Origin of the sequence: Bradyrhizobium dasycarpum (assembly GCF_042019905.1) — a bacterium.
GTDB classification, from domain to species: Bacteria; Pseudomonadota; Alphaproteobacteria; order Rhizobiales; family Xanthobacteraceae; genus Bradyrhizobium; species Bradyrhizobium japonicum_B.
The window spans coordinates 2,808,812-2,823,590 of the sequence record NZ_CP169574.1; the positions used below are offsets into that span (position 1 = coordinate 2,808,812).

The 14,779-nt window shown below is 63.8% G+C and carries 11 protein-coding genes and 2 pseudogenes; 5 read left to right on the forward strand and 8 right to left on the reverse strand.

Annotated features, from left to right (window positions below; genetic code table 11):
- Positions 1–3: 3 nt before the first annotated feature.
- The 4 genes and pseudogenes from ACETMP_RS13665 to ACETMP_RS13680 form a co-directional block, all read right to left on the reverse strand.
- Positions 4–1,383, reverse strand: coding sequence for an MFS transporter (locus ACETMP_RS13665; protein WP_375161334.1), 1,380 nt, complete (start codon positions 1,381–1,383; stop codon positions 4–6).
- A 331-nt stretch (positions 1,384–1,714) separates the two neighbouring features.
- A pseudogene (locus tag ACETMP_RS13670) lies at positions 1,715–2,510 on the reverse strand (ABC transporter ATP-binding protein).
- 13 nt (positions 2,511–2,523) lie between these two features.
- Complete coding sequence (gene ntrB, locus ACETMP_RS13675; protein ID WP_375161335.1) at positions 2,524–3,420, reverse strand: nitrate ABC transporter permease; 897 nt, start codon at positions 3,418–3,420, stop codon at positions 2,524–2,526.
- Between the two features lie 64 nt (positions 3,421–3,484).
- Entirely contained in the window at positions 3,485–4,804 is a 1,320-nt protein-coding gene (locus ACETMP_RS13680; protein ID WP_375161336.1) for a CmpA/NrtA family ABC transporter substrate-binding protein, read from the reverse strand.
- A gap of 677 nt (positions 4,805–5,481) precedes the next feature.
- On the opposite strand from ACETMP_RS13680, the gene ACETMP_RS13685 reads away from it, so the two are divergent.
- Positions 5,482–6,321: a formate/nitrite transporter family protein gene (locus ACETMP_RS13685; protein ID WP_375161337.1), complete on the forward strand. Its 840-nt coding sequence runs from the start codon at positions 5,482–5,484 to the stop codon at positions 6,319–6,321.
- 60 nt (positions 6,322–6,381) lie between these two features.
- Positions 6,382–8,116, forward strand: a pseudogene (locus tag ACETMP_RS13690) (protein kinase).
- Positions 8,117–8,126: 10 nt separating this feature from the next.
- Here ACETMP_RS13690 and ACETMP_RS13695 read toward each other — a convergent pair.
- The gene (locus ACETMP_RS13695) at positions 8,127–9,044 is read right to left on the reverse strand and encodes an intradiol ring-cleavage dioxygenase (protein WP_375161338.1); all 918 of its coding nucleotides are present in this window, start codon (positions 9,042–9,044) and stop codon (positions 8,127–8,129) included.
- 163 nt (positions 9,045–9,207) lie between these two features.
- Here ACETMP_RS13695 and ACETMP_RS13700 point away from each other — a divergent pair, with 163 nt between their 5' ends.
- The gene (locus tag ACETMP_RS13700) at positions 9,208–10,482 is read left to right on the forward strand and encodes a serine hydrolase domain-containing protein (RefSeq protein WP_375161339.1); all 1,275 of its coding nucleotides are present in this window, start codon (positions 9,208–9,210) and stop codon (positions 10,480–10,482) included.
- Between the two features lie 42 nt (positions 10,483–10,524).
- Here ACETMP_RS13700 and ACETMP_RS13705 read toward each other — a convergent pair whose 3' ends face one another.
- The 3 genes from ACETMP_RS13705 to ACETMP_RS13715 form a co-directional block, all read right to left on the reverse strand.
- Positions 10,525–11,844 (reverse strand): TRAP transporter large permease, encoded by a 1,320-nt coding sequence (locus tag ACETMP_RS13705; protein ID WP_375161340.1) that lies wholly within the window; start codon positions 11,842–11,844, stop codon positions 10,525–10,527.
- Positions 11,841–12,356, reverse strand: coding sequence for a TRAP transporter small permease (locus tag ACETMP_RS13710; RefSeq protein ID WP_375161341.1), 516 nt, complete (start codon positions 12,354–12,356; stop codon positions 11,841–11,843). Before ACETMP_RS13710 ends, ACETMP_RS13705 begins: the two co-directional genes overlap by 4 nt.
- 84 nt (positions 12,357–12,440) lie before the next feature.
- Entirely contained in the window at positions 12,441–13,439 is a 999-nt protein-coding gene (locus ACETMP_RS13715) for a TRAP transporter substrate-binding protein (protein WP_375161342.1), read from the reverse strand.
- Positions 13,440–13,519: 80 nt separating this feature from the next.
- Between ACETMP_RS13715 and ACETMP_RS13720 the strand changes: the two genes are divergently transcribed.
- Positions 13,520–13,915: a hypothetical protein gene (locus ACETMP_RS13720; RefSeq protein ID WP_375161343.1), complete on the forward strand. Its 396-nt coding sequence runs from the start codon at positions 13,520–13,522 to the stop codon at positions 13,913–13,915.
- A 97-nt stretch (positions 13,916–14,012) separates the two neighbouring features.
- Positions 14,013–14,774: a FadR/GntR family transcriptional regulator gene (locus ACETMP_RS13725; RefSeq protein WP_375161344.1), complete on the forward strand. Its 762-nt coding sequence runs from the start codon at positions 14,013–14,015 to the stop codon at positions 14,772–14,774.
- Positions 14,775–14,779: the final 5 nt, after the last annotated feature.

A 14,779-nucleotide genomic window follows, 5' to 3' on the forward strand; every position in this document is an offset into this window, starting at 1 on the left:
GTGCTACACGCGAGCCTCGGCGAGGCTTGGCACGCCTTCGCTTTGCGGGCTGCGACGCAGGTAGAACCACCAGGTCAGAGCGAGGCAGGAGGCGTAGAAGCCTAGATAGATCGCAAGCGCGAGCTGCGGGCCGCCGGTCAAGGCGATCGACTTGCCGAAGCCGCTGGGGATCAGGTAGCCGCCGACCGCACCGACCGCGCCGATGAAGCCGACCGCCGCGCCGCTTTCGATGCTCGCCGTCTTCATGGCGGCCGCGCGCTCCGCATCGCCCTTGCCGCGCACCTTGAACAGGTTCTGCTCGCGGAAGATCGAAGGGATCATGCGGTAGGTCGAGCCGTTGCCGATGCCCGTCGTCACGAACAGGATCAGGAACATCGACAGGAAGCCGATGAAATCCTTCTGTCCGACGAAGTAGAGCACGCCGACGGTGGCCGCCGCCATCAGGATGAAGTTCCAGAAGGTGATGATGGAGCCGCCGACCTTGTCGGCGAGCCAGCCGCCGAAGGGACGCGACAGCGAGCCGACCAGCGGCCCCAGGAACGCGATCGAGATCGAGATCGCCGGGAATTGCGTCTTGATCAACAGCGGAAATGCCGCGGAATAGCCGATGAAGGAGCCGAACGTGCCGATATAGAGGTACGCCATGATCCAGGTGTGCTTGCGCTTGACGATCGCGAGCTGGTTCTTCACCGACGATTTCGCGGTGGTGAGGTTGTTCATGAAGAACACCGCGCCGAGCACTGCGATGGCGATCGGCAGCACCCACATCAGGCCGGCATTCTGGAGGAAGACGCCGTCGACGGGCGTCGCCTGATACAGGTTGAAGACGGCCAGCGTCATCAGGATCGGGGTCAGGAGCTGCACGCTGGAGACGCCGATATTGCCGCCGGCCGCATTCAGGCCGAGCGCCCACCCCTTCATCCGGTCGGGGAAGAAGAAGGAGATATTGGTCATGCTGGAGGCGAAATTGCCGCCGCCCAGACCCGCGGTCGAGGCCACCAGCAGCATCAGCCAGAACGGCGTGTCGGGCTGGCTGACGAAATAGGCAAGCGACAAGGTCGGAATGAACAGGATCGCCGCACTGAAGATGGTCCAGTTGCGGCCGCCGAACGTCGTCACTGCGAAGGTGTAGGGAAAGCGCATCAATGCGCCGATCAGGCCCGGCACCGCGACGAGCTGGAACAGCTGGTCGGTGGTGTAGTGGAAGCCGGCCTGCGGCAGCTTGGTGGTGACGATGCTCCAGATCAGCCAGACCGAGAAGCCGATATGCTCGGCCACGATCGACCAGATCAGGTTGCGTCGCGCGATGGTCTTGCCGGTCGCATTCCAGAACGCCTCGTCTTCGGGGCGCCAATCCGAAATCCAGGTTGGATTCTTCGTCATTGAGTATCCCTTCCAGGCTCACCGCTGCGTCGTTGCAGGCTCAGCCTCCGGCCACGGAGGCGCGCTCAGGCTTCACCCCGGTGGCGAGTTCACGATGCTGATTGATGATGTTGAGGGACGTCGTCGTTGGCGTCGCGCAAATACATTTCAATTTCCGTGCCAGTTGCGCGCACGCGGGAAAGACAGGGATTTCAGAACGTTATTCGCGTTGCCCGAATTTTTCGCAGGGCTTGTTCGCACGGTAAATTTGCGATTCGCTCAATCCTTGTGCGGCGCACAAGGATTGAGCGAGGTGTCGATTATTTGAGCGTGCCGCTCGCGTTAACTGGGTTTACGCGGCCTCGACGAAGCGATGACGCTCGTAGAGGAATTCGAGCACGCGCTGGCGGCACTTCAAATAGGTCGCATTGGTGGCCAGCTCGAGGCCGCTTGCGCGGCCGTGCCAGCGGCACGTCCAGCACCTCGCCGATGCGCGCGCTCGGCCCGTTCGTCATCATCACGATGCGGTCGGACAACAGCACGGCCTCGTCGACGTCGTGCGTGATCATCAGGATGGTGTTGCCGAGCTTCTGATGCAGCGCCATCACCGAGTCCTGCAAGTGCGCGCGGGTCAGCGCATCGAGCGCGCCGAACGGCTCATCCAGCAGCAGCACCTTGGGCTCCATCGCCAGCGCCCGGGCGATGCCGACGCGCTGCTTCATGCCGCCGGAGATCTCGGACGGGCGCTTGTCGCGGGCGTGGGCCATCTGCACCAGGTTGAGATTGTGCATCACCCAGGCGTCGCGCTCGGCGCGGGACTTAGTCTTGGCGAAGACCTTGTCGACCCCGAGCCTGACGTTCTCGTAGACGGTCAGCCACGGCAGCAGGCTGTGGTTCTGGAACACCACGGCGCGATCGGGCCCCGGCGAGTTTACCTCGCGATTCTCCAGCAGCACGCCACCCGTGGTGGCGCCGGTCAGCCCTGCGATGATGTTGAGCAGGGTCGACTTGCCGCAGCCGGAATGGCCGATGATCGAGACGTATTCGCCCTTCTCGATCGTGAGGTTGATGTCCTTCAAGACCTCCGTGGTGGCGGCACCGCGGGTAAAGACCTTGTCGATGTGGTCGAGTTTCAGATAGGCGGTCATGTGCCCTCTCCTCTCAGCTCTGCGCGGTGCCGCGGGTGACGATTTTGCCGAGACCCGCGATCAGGCGATCCAGCACGAAGCCGATGATGCCGACATAGAACAGTGCCAGGATGATCTCGCTGATGTGCGAGGAGTTCCAGGCGTCCCAGATGAAGAAGCCGATGCCGACGCCGCCGATCAGCATTTCTGCCGCGACGATCGCAAGCCACGACAGGCCGATGCCGATGCGCAGGCCCGTGAAGATGTAGGGCGCCGCCGCCGGGATCATGATCTTGGAGAAGAATTCGAGCGGATTGAGCTGCACCACCGCCGCGACGTTGCGATAGTCCTGCGGGATGTTGCGGATGCCGACCGCCGTGTTGATGATAATCGGCCAGATCGAGGTGATGAAGATGACGAAGATCGCCGAGGGCTGACCGTCGCGGAACGCGGCGAGCGACAGCGGCAGCCAGGCCAGCGGCGGAATCGTGCGCAGCACCTGAAACAGCGGATCCAGCCCGCGCATCGCCCAGACCGACTGGCCGACCAGCACGCCGAGCGCGATGCCGGCGATGGCCGAGAGCGAATAGCCGAAGGCGACGCGCTGCAGGCTGGCGGACAAATGCCAGAACAGGCCCTTGTCGATGCCGCCATGATCGAAGAACGGATCGAGGATCAGCTCCTTGGTGTCCTTGAACACTCTCGACGGCGGCGGCAGCGCCGAGCCGGCGCGTCGGCAGATCAGCTCCCAGACCAGCGTCAGCAGCGCAATCACGACCAGCGGCGGGATCACGCGCACTGCGGTCTCCCGGGCCATGCGCGCGTAGGTCTCGGCGCGCGGCGGCCGCTTCGGCGTCATCGCGACGACCGGTGCAGCGGCTGCGGCAGGCGTCGCGGTCTCAAGCTCGATCTTCGTGGCAGGCATGTTCATCGCTATCTCTCTCCGGCTTTGGCGGGGACGATGCGGCCGCCCCGCGGGCGGCCGCAGGGCTCCATCAGACTTCGACGCGCTTGATCGCGAGCGACTTCAGATAGGCAGCCGGATTTTCCGGATCGAACACCTTGCCGTCGAAGAAAGTCTCCTTGCCGCGCGAGGTCGAAGCCGGAATGTCGGCAGCCGCGACGCCGAGGGTCTTGGCCGCGTCGCGCCACATGTCCTCGCGATTGACCTTGGCGATCAGCGCCTTGGTGTCGAAGCCAGCCTCGTACTTGCCCCAGCGGATGTCCTCGGTGAGGAACCAGAGATCGTGGCTCTGGAAGGGATAGGAGGCATGGTCGCGCCAGTACTTCATGATATGCGGCGAGTTCTCGACCACCTTGCCGGGGATGCCGTAGTCGAACTTGCCCGCACTGCGGTCGAGCACGTCCTCGACCGGGCAGTTCATCCACTGCCGCTTGCCCATGATGGCGGCAAGCTCAGCCTTGTTCTCGGCCTTGTCGGCCCATTGCTGGGCTTCCATCACCGCCATCAGCAGCGCCTTGGCGGCCTTGGGGTACTTGTCGACGAAGGCGGCGCGCATGCCGAAGGATTTTTCCGGATGCTTGTTCCAGAGTTCGCCCGTGTTGACCGCGGTGTAGCCGATCTTCTGATGGATCAGCTGCAGGTTCCAGGGCTCGCCGACGCAGAAGCAATCCATGGTGCCGACCTTCATGTTGGCCACCATTTGCGGCGGCGGCACCACGATGGTCTCGATGTCCTTGTCGGGGTCGATCCCGCCGGCGGCGAGCCAGTAGCGGATCCAGAGATCGTGCGTGCCGCCGGGGAAAGTCATCGCGGCTTTCACCGCCTTGCCGGAGGCCTTCTTCTTCTCCAGCGCCGCCTTGAAGGGCGATGCATCGACGCCGAGCTTGAGGTCGGCATATTCATTGGCGACCGAGATGCACTGGCTGTCGAGATTGAGCCGCGCCAGGATGTACATCGGCGTCGGCTGGTTGTTCTGCGTCACCTTGCCGGCCGAGATCAGATACGGCATCGGGGTGAGGATATGCGCGCCGTCGATGCCGTTGCCTTCGGAGCCGAGCACGAGGTTGTCGCGCGTGGTGCCCCATGAGGCCTGCTTCTGCACGTCGGTGTCGGGCATGCCGTATTTGGCGAACAGGCCCTTGTCCTTGGCGACGAAGAGCGGTCCGGCATCGGAGAGCGCGATGAAGCCGAGCTTGGCGCCCTTGACCTCGGGGCCTGCGTCCTGCGCGAAGGCGCCGGCGGGGAAGTTCAGCTTTGCTGCGGCGAGAAGTGCGGCGGTGGAGCCGGTGGCTTTCAACAATTGACGGCGGCTGAGGCCCGTCTCCGCGGGCCGGCGGGTGCGCTTGGTCATAGGCAGTGTCGTCCTTTGCGTCGTTGCAGAATTGAGTGGCGTCTGTGCACACGAGCAGCCCGTCCGTCCGGCGGCGCCATCTTTGGCGCATGCGAACGCGCGACGGGGGAGACCCCCGCCTTGGTGGCGTCGGCAAATCGGATGAGAAGTCTCGCGGGACGGCTTCAATGGCGTCGGCCGGAACCATTCAAGCTTCGTGCCAAGGCCGGCATAACGGAAAATATCGGAAAATCAGGAGGTTAATAACACTGCGCCAGCCTGCCGCAGGCCGGTTCCGCTTGTGAAATTTGCGGACTGCTCGATTCTTGTGCGGCGCACAAACCTTGTGCAGAAGCTCACGCAAGAGGCCAAGGACAGCGTGGAGGGACACCTGCGCAAAACGACATCTCATTGATTTTGCTACATCTTTCAAGCACCACCATGCGGCACACAACTTGCATTTCCATTGGCGTCAACGAAGACTGCGGCTTGCCGCATTGTTGCAGCCTCTGGCGGCTGCATCCGGAAGCTCACCTGCTTCGCGGCCCTCGCCGGCTCAATCCTCGTGACGCGATTCCCACGGCTTCCAAACTTTCCATAGCCCCGTGCGCGGCCGGCCGCCCGCACGACCCAGGACGTTCAGCCGCGCTCTCGAGGAGGGCGCGTCGATCTCACTTACGAAGCAAAGGAACCATTGAATGTCGTATCTCGCGCCTTCGGAATTCGTCACCAAGATGGTGGATGCCGGCGAGTCCAAGATCTTCATGTCCACCCGGGATACCATCATCCGCGCCTATATGGCCGGCGCCATCCTGGCATTGGCGGCATGGTTCGCCGTCACGATCACCGTCAACACCGGCCAGCCGCTGGTCGGCGCGCTGCTGTTTCCGGTCGGCTTCGTCATGCTCTACCTGCTGGGCTTCGACCTCCTGACCGGCGTGTTCGTGCTCTCGCCCCTCGCTCTGATCGACAAGCGCCCCGGTGTCACGCTCAATGGCGTGCTGCGCAATTGGGGGCTGGTCTTCGTCGGCAACTTCGCCGGCGCCTTCACGGTGGCCTTCATGATGGCCTTCGTCACGACGTTCGGGTTCACCCAGGCGCCCGACAAGGTCGGCGCGGCGATCGGCAACATCGGCGAGGGCCGGACGCTCGGCTACGCGGCGCACGGCGCGGCGGGCATGGCGACGCTGTTCCTGCGCGGCATGCTCTGCAACTGGATGGTCTCGACCGGCGTCGTCGGCGCCATGATCTCGACCTCGGTGCCCGGCAAGGTCATTGCGATGTGGATGCCGATCCTGGTGTTCTTCTACATGGTGTTCGAGCATTCCGTCGTGAACATGTTCCTGTTCCCGTCGGGCCTGCTGCTCGGCGCCAAGTTCTCGATCATGGATTATCTGATCTGGAACGAGATCCCGACCGTGCTCGGCAACCTCGTCGGCGGCCTCGCCTTCACCGGCATGACGCTCTATGCCACGCACGTGATGACCCTGCCGAAGCGCCAAGTCGACAGGGCGGCCAAGCCCCGCGTCGCGGCCTGATCGAATCCGTCTCGACAGGGGAGCCTTGCCCGAGCAGGGTGAGGCTCCCCTCTCCCGGTGATGACGATGACCCGCGGACTCCTGATTTCGGTCGGCCAGCATTCCGACAAGGGCCGCAAGCCCGTCAACCAGGATTTCCACGGCGTGCTGATTCCGGAGGAGCCGCTGCTCAGCCTGAAGGGCATCGCCGCGGTCCTCGCCGACGGCATCTCGAGGCAGCAGCGTGAGCCAGATCGCCAGCGAGTCGGCGGTCAAGAGCTTCCTGATGGACTATTACTGCACGTCGGAATCCTGGACGGTGAAGACCTCCGCCCGCCGCGTGCTGGAGGCGACCAATTCCTGGCTGCATGCGCAGACGCGCAAGAGCCAATATGCCTATGACCGCGACAAGGGCTATGTCTGCACCCTCAGCGCCATGGTCATCAAGGCGACCACCGCGCACATGTTCCATGTCGGCGACTGCCGCATCTACCGCGTCGCCGGCAAGGCGCTGGAGCAGCTGACCGACGATCACCGCATCATCGTCTCGTCCGAGCAGACCTATCTCGGCCGCGCGCTCGGCATCAATCCGCAGCTCGAGATCGACTACCAGGCGTTCGAGGTCGAGGCCGGCGACACCTTCCTGCTGGCCACCGACGGCGCCTATGAGTTCGTCGATGCGCGTTACATCACGAGCGCGATCAACGAACATGCCGACCTCGACGCGGCGGCCAAGGCCATCGTCGAGGAAGCCTACCGGCGCGGCAGCGACGACAACATCACCGTCCAGATCCTGCGCATCGACGCGGTGCCGCAGCGCGAGCCGGCCGGCATCTTCAATCAGAGCTCGGAATTGCCGCTGCCTTCGCTACCGGAGCCGCGGGCGATGTTCGACGGCTACCGGATCGTCCGGGAGATCCACGGCAGCAGCCGCAGCCATATCTACCTCGCCGTCGACACCGAGACCGAGCAGCCGGTCGCACTCAAGCTGCCCTCGGTCGACCTGCGCGACAACGCCGCCTATCTCAAGCGCTTCCTGATGGAGGAGTGGATCGCGCGGCGGATCGACAGCCCGCATGTGCTCAAGCCGCTGTCGCAGTCGCGGCGGCGCGGCTATCTCTACGTCGCCACGGAATTCGTCGAGGGGCAGACATTGAAGCAGTGGATGACCGACAATCCGCGGCCCGATCTCGAAACCGTGCGCGGCATCATCGAGCAGATCGCCGCGGGCCTGCGCGCCTTCCATCGCATGGAGATGCTGCATCAGGACCTCAGGCCCGACAACATCCTGATCGACAAGACCGGCACCGCGAAGATCATCGACTTCGGATCGGTCAGGGTCGCCGGCGTCGCCGAGGCCGCACCGCCGGACGAGGCCGACGAAATCCTGGGAACGATGCAGTACACCGCGCCGGAATATTTTCTCGGGCAAGGCGGCTCGCCGCGTTCCGACATGTTTTCACTGGCCGTGATCTGCTACCAGATGCTGACGGGAAAGCTGCCCTACGGCGCCCAGATCGCCAGGATCCGCCGCAAGGCGGACGTGCGAAAGCTCAAATATCGCCCGGCCGACGATGACCGCAATGTGCCCGCATGGATCGACGGCGCGCTCCGGCGCGCGCTCCATCCCGATCCCTACAAGCGGCACGAGGATCTTTCGGAGTTCATCTTCGAGCTGCGTACGCCCAACCCGGCCTATCTCGACACCCGGATCACGCCGCTGCTCGAGCGCAGCCCGCTGATGTTCTGGAAGCTGACAACGGCGGCGCTCGCCTGCGCGGTCGTCGTGCTGCTGGCTTTGCTGCACGCGCGGTAGGCACGCCGCCTCACGCCGACTCGGTCGCCTTCACCCCCAGCGGTTTCGGCGCCACGCCGCCGCCGGGCTTGAGGTGGAATTCGTAGGTCATCAGGTGCCACTGCCCGCTCGCCTTGGTGCCGTCGGGCATCGTGGGATCGGTGCGCGGCTCGACCTTGGCGATGAGGTCGTCCTTGACCCCGAACACCACGTCGGAATCGAGATATTTGTCGCCGTCCATGAAGACGTGAGTGATCAGCGGCTCATAGCCCTTGGCGTTGACCAGGAAGTGCACATGCGCGGGCCGCATCGGATGGCGGCCCGTCTGCACGATCATCTCGCCGACCGGGCCGTCGGTCGGAATCGGATAGCTGCACGGCAGGATGGTGCGGAAGAAGAAACGGCCGTCATCGTCGGTGATGAAGCGCGCCCGCGCCGAGGCGCCGACTTCGTCGTAGTTCGGCTTCTGGGAATCGTAGAAGCCGTCGTCATCGGCATGCCAGACGTCGACGGGAACGCCCGCGAGCGGCTTGCCCTTCAGATCCGTGACGCGGCTCTGCACGAACATCTTCTCGCCGGTCTGGTTGTGCGGCGAGATATCGGTGCCGTGCGCGGTCACCTTGTGCTCGCCGACATAGAACGGGCCCAGCACGGTGGTCTGTGTCGCGCCCTCGCGGTCGCGATGGTTGACCGCGTCGACCAGCATGGACACGCCGAGCACGTCGGACAGGAGAATGAATTCCTGGCGCGTATCGGTGCATTTCTGCCCGGTGCGGGTCAGGAAATCGATGGCGTAGTCCCATTCCTCGAAGGTGAGGCCGGTCTTGCTCACGTAATCGTGCAGCGACCTCACCAATTCCTGGAGCAGGAATTTCGCGCGGGGATTGGGGGTGCTGTCGAAGCTCCTGATGACGGCTTCGGTAAGATCGGTCTCGTTGAACTGGGTCATGATGGCTTGCCCTGTGTTTTTCTCGTTCGCCCCCGGGGGCTCCTTGGAGGCGTTCCAGGGGACAGCCTACACCAGCCGGGGCCCCTGCGTTAAGCGCGAGCGGCTTGGAATGAGGCCGTCATTTCGCTATCAACGAACCGACAGAACTGCCCGGAGGAAACTGATGCTCGCGCCCACCCCCGCCTCGCCCGAATCCGTCGGCATGTCCAAGGCCGCGCTCGACCGCGTCGATGCGCATCTGAAGAGCCGGTACATCGATGCCGGCCGATTCCCAGGCACGCATCTTCTGGTCTACCGCCGCGGCAAGGTCGCGCACAGCTCCGTCCAGGGCCTTGCCGATGTCGAGCGCAAGCTGCCGGTGAAGGACGACACCATCTACCGCATCTATTCCATGACCAAGCCGCTCACCAGCGTCGCCTTCATGATGCTGGTCGAGCAAGGCCTCGTCGCGATCGACGAGCCCGTCGCCAAGTACATTCCGGAATGGAAGGATCTCGGCGTCTTCGTCGCCGGCACCTATCCGGCGTTCCTGACCCGGCCGCCGTCCCGGCCGATGCTGATCGTCGACCTGCTGCGCCACACCTCCGGCCTCACCTACGGCTTCCAGCAGCGCTCCAATGTCGACGCCGCCTACCGCAGCGAGAAGATCGGCGAGGTCGAGAAGTCGGGCACGCTCCAGACCATGATCGAGGGCTTGGCCAAGATCCCGCTGGAGTTCTCGCCGGGGGACGCCTGGAATTATTCAGTCTCGACCGACGTGCTCGGCTATCTCGTCGGCAAGATCTCCGGGGTGCCTTTCGAGCAATTCCTTAAATCACGCATCCTCGATCCGCTCGGCATGACAGACACCGATTTCCACGTGCCGACCTCGAAGGCGCATCGCTTTGCCGCCTGCTATTCCGCCGATCCCGGTGGCGGCATGACCTTCCATGCCGGCCAGCGTCGCGAAGGTTTGACGCTGCAGGACGATCCGGCGACGAGCTCTTTTCTGTCTCCGCCCTCCTTCATCTCCGGCGGCGGCGGGCTGTGCTCGACGGTCGCCGACTATCTCACCTTCTGCCGCGCCCTGCTCAACGGCGGCGAACTCGGCGGTGTCAGGCTGATCGGACCCAAGACACTGGCGCTGATGACAAGCAACCACATTCCGGGCGGCCGCGCGCTGCCGGAGGTATCCCGCTCGTTGTTCTCCGAAGCGACTTATAATGGCATCGGCTTCGGCCTCGGCTTTGCCGTGACGATGCGTCCCGCCGAAACGCTGATCGCCGGCAGCCCCGGCGAATATAATTGGGGCGGCGCGGCGACAACCTCGTTCTGGATCGATCCGGCTGAAGAGCTGATCACGATCTTCATGACGCAGGTGCTGCCGTCGAGCGCGTATCCGATCCGGCGCGAGCTGCGCAGCATGGTGTACGCGGCCATCACCGAGAGCAACCTGTAGCCAGCCGAACGGAGCCCGCGGCCGCCGGCCGCGGGGGCGCGTTCATTTCAGCATCTCCGGCACGATCAGGCGCGGCAGGAACAGCGACACGCTGGGCCAGATGATGACGGCCGCCAGCACCAGCAGCATCGGGATCAGCATGATCACCGTGTCCTTCAGCGCATAGCGCAGCCGCACGCCGGCGATCGAACAGGCGATCATCAGGCACAGGCCATAGGGCGGCGTCACCAGCCCGAAGGCCAGCGAGACGATGGAAATGATCGCGAACTGGACGGGATGAAGATCGACGGACTTGGCCAGCGGCTCCAGCACGGTGCCGACGATGATGATCGCTGGGATGGCGTCGAGGAAGCAGCCCACCACCAGGAAGCAGAAGGCGATGAAGAACCCGGCCGCAACAGCGCCCATCCCCCAGGTCGAGACATTGGCCAGCAGTTCTTGCGGGATCTTGTAATAGGCCAGCAACCAGCCGAACGCGCTGGCGGTACCGACGCAGAACAGCGCCACGCCGGCGAGGCGCCCGGTATCGAGCAAGGCCCTGTACAATTCCCGGATCCCCGTCTCGCGGTAGAAGAACGCCGAGAGCACCACGGAATAGAGCACGGCGACGCAGGCGGATTCCGTCGCGGTGAACCAGCCGAGCAGAATGCCACCAACGATGATGAACGGCGTCATCAGCGCCGGTATCGACCGCCAGATCGCGCAACGCATGTCGACCCAGCTCGACTTCGGATAGGTCGGATAGCCGCGGCGCACTGCATAGACGTGCACCGTCGCCATCTGCGCGCCCGCGATCAGCAGGCCGGGCACGATTCCGGCCAGATACATCGCAGCGATTGAGGTCGAGATCAGCCCACCCCAGACGATCATCAGGATCGAGGGCGGAATGACGACCGCAAGAACCGCGGAGGCCGCCGTGATGGCGATGGAGAACGAGAGATCGTAACCCTCCTTGGTCTGCGCATCGATGAAAATCTTGGACTGGCTCGCCGCATCGGCAGTCGAGGAGCCCGATATCCCGGCAAAAAACACCGACAGCACGACGTTGATCTGCGCCAGCGATCCCGGCCAGTGCCCGACCATCGAGCGCGACAGCGCCACCAGGCGGTCGGTGATGCCGCCGATGCTCATCAGGTTGGCCGTCAGCAGGAAGAACGGCACCGCCAGCAGGATGAATGAATTGTAGGCATTGAAGGTTTCCTGCGCGAGCGTCATCAGCGACAGGTGCGGCTCGATCAGCAGGATCGGCACGCAGGCAACGCCGAGCGCGAAGGCGACTGGTACGCGCACGATGAGCAGGCCGACGAAGACCCCGAACAGCACCATCGCGGCCTGTCCGGCGGAGAGTACATTGCCGCTCATTGCCTTGCCCCGACCACGACGCGCACTTCATCGAGGATCTGCTCGCCCGCGAACACGATCCATGTTACTCCGGCGACCGGCCAGGCGACGTGGATCAGCCAAAGCGGCAGATCGGCCAGCTCCGACGTTCTGTTCCAGGCAAAGCGGGTGAACTCGAGGCCAGCCGTTACGAACACCAGCGCCAGCGCCAATATGCCGAGACGCGCCAGTATCCGCACTGCCGCTTCCGAGCGCCGCGAAAGGTCGGGCCATACGTCGACCTCGAAATGCTGCGCTTCGCGCACGCCGACCATGGCACCGATCATGATCGTCCAGATGAACATGAAGCGCGCCATTTCCTCCGTCCAGATGTAGGACGGAATGAACGGCGTGTAGCGTGAGATGATCTGCAGCGTGACCGGAATAACGAGGAAGCCGACGCAGGCGGCCAGCAGGAATTCCAGCAACTTGGCATAGGCCGCCGTGACGCGGCGCCACAGCGACGGTGTGGACGGGACGGGCATTTCAGTCATTGGAACTCCCAGCGCCAAAACATCCGCCAACTCCGGGCAGGAAGCGGGGCCTGCCCGGATATGCTCTCGGCGGACGCAAGGATCTCAGACGGCGTTGATCTTCTCGAAAATGCCTTCCGCGCCGATCTCCTTGGCGTAGGTGGCCATCACGGGGTCGGCGAGCTTCTTCATGGCGTCCCGCTCCTCGAAGGGGACGCGCTTGAGCTTGCCGGCCTTCTCGAGCGTGTCGAGCTTGACGACCTCCTCGCTGGACTCAAGCTGACGGCCGTAATCGCCGGCCTCCTTGCCGGCCTTCATGATCGCGTCCTGCAGATCCTTCGGCAACGTCTTCAGCGTCTTCACCGAGAAGCAGATCGGCCGGATCGACACGGCGTGCTGAGTCAGGTTGAGATGCGGCGCGACTTCGTAGAATTTCATCGCTTCGACGCCGGCCGCTTCGTTCTCGCCGGCCGAGATCACGCCGTTCTGAATCGCGTTGTAGACCTCGTTATAGGCAATCACGGTCGGGCTCATGCCGACCGCCGCGAAGGTCTTCGACCAGATCGGCGCACCCTGTACGCGGACCTTGAGCCCCTTGAGATCGGCCAGGTTCTTGAGCGGCTTGTTGGCGAAGATGTTGCGGATGCCGCCGCCGGCGTACCCGATGAGAACGACCTCGGCTTTCGCCGCCACTTCGTCGGCGACCGGCGCCAGAATACTGGCCTCGACCACCTTGTTCATGTGCTCGATGCCCTTGAACACGAAAGGCGCGTCGATGAACGGGGCCGCCTTGGCGAAGGTCGACATATGCGCCGGCGAGACGATGCCGTAATCGACCGCCTTACCTTGCGACATGTACTCGAAATACTGCTTCTCGAGGCCGAGCGAAGAGTTCCTGTGCAGGGTGAAATTGACGGGCTTGCCGTAATACTTCTTCACCAGCTCCTCGAACCGGAGCAGAGCCCGGTTGAAGGCGTGGTCGTCGTTGAACTGGACCGCGCCGTTCAGCGTGACCGGCGCTTGCGCCCTGAGGATCGACGGCATGCCGATCGTAGCCGCCGCAGTTGTCGCGCCGATACCAGCGAGAAATGATCTTCGCTTCATCGTCTCCCCTCCCTTTGATGCTCCGACCCTGTCGCCAGGCCGTGAGTGCAGCCGGTATGCGGCTTGCGTTCAGAGAGGGTATGAAAATCCATGGCGGCACGGAAGCCCAATTCGGATGCCCCGGCCGGACGCTGATAAGCCTGCCGCTGATACAGTTCGACGCAGGAACGGCCGACACGCCATCTATTGCACTGCAGCTTTCATCTCTGGCCCATGACAATTGTGCAATGGCTCAGCGCCATGGGGATGCCAGCATCCTGCTGCTGGCCGATAGATCCGGCCGCCAGCTGTTTTCAGCGGCGACGACGGACACCGACATCTGCCACCGCTCATCTGCACGCTGGACGTCGCCCCATTGCATATCGCAGCGCAACACAGCGATCCCTGCGACAATTCAGCTTGCCTTCACGCAATCATCCGATGTTAAACATCGGATGATTGTGCCGCTGCCGGGCGTGGCAGCCAAAAATAAATGAACCGGCTGAGACCGGCCGGGGCGGGAGAACATAAGAGTGGCAAGAGGCGCGCCCGAGCCCCGTCGACAAGCCGATCAAGCCCGGCCGCATTCGTGCCGTGCTGACGACGCTCGGCCGCGAGATCGCTCAGGATCTCATTCCCGTAGGGACGACTCTGCCGCCCGAGCCTGAGCTCGAAACCCGGTTCGGCGTCGGACGCGGCGTGGTACGCGAGGCCATCAAGACGCTTGCTGCGAAGGGTCTCGTCAGCGTGCGGCCGCGCCACGGCACGCACGTGCTGCCGCGCCACGAATGGAGCCTGCTCGACCGCGACGTGCTGAGCTGGCTCGTCGGCCAGGACGAGCCGGATCGCGACCTTCTGCTGGCAATCCAGGAGGTGCGCTCGATCATCGAGCCGGCCGCCGCAGCGCTCGCCGCCGAACGTGCGACCAGGAACGATCGCTGGCGGATCGACACGGCTCTGGCTGCGATGCAGACGGCAAGAGACCAGGCCAGCGCTCTCGCAGCCGACAAGGCTTTTCATCTTGCCATCCTGGATGCGACCCACAATCCGGTGCTTCAGGGCTTTCGCGGCGCGATCGATACCATTCTGAGCACCGTATTCACCGTCGCCGTCGAGGGCCCCGGCGGCTGGTTCAAGGACAATCTGCCGAACCACGCGGCGGCGGCGCGGGCCATCGAGAGCGGCAACCCGGAGAAAGCACGCGCCGCGATGGAGCGGCTGCTTGGCTACACCCGATTGAAGCTGTCGAACCGGAAGACGGTCATCGCTGCGGCGACACGGAGAGTGGGCGGATCGGACGTGCGCGTGACGAGGACGTCGCCCCTCAAGCGCAAGAGAAGACGTCATGACCCGTAACACGA

Excerpts from the sequence above, each read along its gene's own strand:
- ACETMP_RS13695 (WP_375161338.1), bottom strand. The coding sequence starts at position 9,044 with ATGACCCAGTTCAACGAGACCGATCTTACCGAAGCCGTCATCAGGAGC.
- ACETMP_RS13710 (WP_375161341.1), bottom strand. The coding sequence starts at position 12,356 with ATGACTGAAATGCCCGTCCCGTCCACACCGTCGCTGTGGCGCCGCGTC.
- ACETMP_RS13705 (WP_375161340.1), bottom strand. The coding sequence starts at position 11,844 with ATGAGCGGCAATGTACTCTCCGCCGGACAGGCCGCGATGGTGCTGTTC.
- ACETMP_RS13665 (WP_375161334.1), bottom strand. The coding sequence starts at position 1,383 with ATGACGAAGAATCCAACCTGGATTTCGGATTGGCGCCCCGAAGACGAG.
- ntrB (WP_375161335.1), bottom strand. The coding sequence starts at position 3,420 with ATGAACATGCCTGCCACGAAGATCGAGCTTGAGACCGCGACGCCTGCC.
- ACETMP_RS13700 (WP_375161339.1), top strand. The coding sequence starts at position 9,208 with ATGCTCGCGCCCACCCCCGCCTCGCCCGAATCCGTCGGCATGTCCAAG.
- ACETMP_RS13685 (WP_375161337.1), top strand. The coding sequence starts at position 5,482 with ATGTCGTATCTCGCGCCTTCGGAATTCGTCACCAAGATGGTGGATGCC.
- ACETMP_RS13680 (WP_375161336.1), bottom strand. The coding sequence starts at position 4,804 with ATGACCAAGCGCACCCGCCGGCCCGCGGAGACGGGCCTCAGCCGCCGT.
- ACETMP_RS13715 (WP_375161342.1), bottom strand. The coding sequence starts at position 13,439 with ATGAAGCGAAGATCATTTCTCGCTGGTATCGGCGCGACAACTGCGGCG.
- ACETMP_RS13720 (WP_375161343.1), top strand. The coding sequence starts at position 13,520 with ATGAAAATCCATGGCGGCACGGAAGCCCAATTCGGATGCCCCGGCCGG.